1 protein-coding gene is annotated in these 1,390 nt (G+C 37.5%); it reads right to left on the reverse strand.

Annotation, left to right across the window (positions count from 1 at the left end; all coding sequences use genetic code 11):
* Nucleotides 1-387: 387 nt before the first annotated feature.
* Nucleotides 388-885: a DinB family protein gene (locus V7122_RS25355; RefSeq protein WP_335530027.1), complete on the reverse strand. Its 498-nt coding sequence runs from the start codon at nucleotides 883-885 to the stop codon at nucleotides 388-390.
* Between the last annotated feature and the right edge of the window lie 505 nt (nucleotides 886-1,390).

Raw genomic sequence — 1,390 nt, forward strand, 5'->3', positions numbered from 1 at the left:
TTCCTTATTTCAGAAAAGCGCCCTTTAATGGATTAACTAAATTATGATTTCAATCATAAAATCACTTATTTCCTCTTTAACTAAAGCCCCCTTTACTTTAAGTGCAGGACTTCACAATCTTTTTTTACACCTCTTTAAACTCAATCCCTAAATGTGTTGTACATGCAAAAAGACGCCTTCTTATTTAAGAAAAGCGCCGGACTGTTGAACAATGAAATATGCGAAAGATCGCTCTGCAAATACGTTCTAATTTATTTGACTAACACACCCATTTTGCCATCCATAAAGCAGGAAAATCACCCGCTTCACCATAGAGAATGAAAATGGCTTCACACCGTCAATACTGCTTCTACGGCTGGGCGAGAAAGGTCGCTGAATTATGGTGCTTTAGGACCAATCAACGCCACCCCAAGAGGATTGCAACTTTCGCAACAGAACAATTTGGCCGAGATGATACGTATCATGCATTATGATATTGCTGAGTAATCGCTCAATAGAGTACCTGTTAGCTGCATACGGAGCTTTTAACTTTTCATCGTCAAGGTCCGCAATGACCGTTTTTAATTTATTCATGACTTCATTAAGGCGCTGCACTGTCTGGGCCCACCCAATTTCGTCTTCTGGATCCCCCGGATTTCCAAAGGTTTCTTCATTGTCTTCTGCCTTATTCGGATTCTCTGTGCCCTTAATTCGATGGATTACGTCTTCATTCCAAAATATCAAGTGGTTGACAATCTGCCAAATCGAATTGCTGATTCCCGAACTTGTCCATGCTGCCTCAGCTGCGATGACTCCCTGAAGCGCCTGATCCATGGATGCAAACCACTCATTATTATAGCAATGCATGTCGAGTTGTTTTAAAAATATTTTGGCTACAACTTGCATAAAACCAATCTCCTCACTGTTTAGTGTAATCTTTCAAAGTTAAAAGACATGAAAAAATCTGAGTATAGAATAAATTAATCGTTCCTTAAAAGGTATAAACCAAAACCAAGTGTGTCCCTTCCATTTTGGAGATACATTTCTCTCCAGCTTCTAATTCTCTCCAACATGGCAGGGTAATCCGAATCTTCCGGGTGACGATAACTATAATCCTCAATCGATTTCGAAAACAGCCATTCATACGCATCAAAATTATCTTCATTTGCTACTGTCGACCATATAACGAAAAAATGTTTTCAATGAAATCCTCCAATCATTTATTTTGAGAATTCAACAAAACCAAGTTCACTAAAACTTATTCGAATCATCCAGTTTAAATTCCTTCTTCATGTACCGGACTACATTGCTTTTATTTCAAACAACTCTAAATATTTTTTAAAAATAAGGAAAAATAAATTTGTTCACTTATAAATTACCACTTTTTTTTTGGAAATAGCCTTGAAAGGCG

The organism is Bacillus sp. JJ1532 (assembly GCF_036965085.1).
Lineage (GTDB): Bacteria > Bacillota > Bacilli > Bacillales > Cytobacillaceae > Cytobacillus.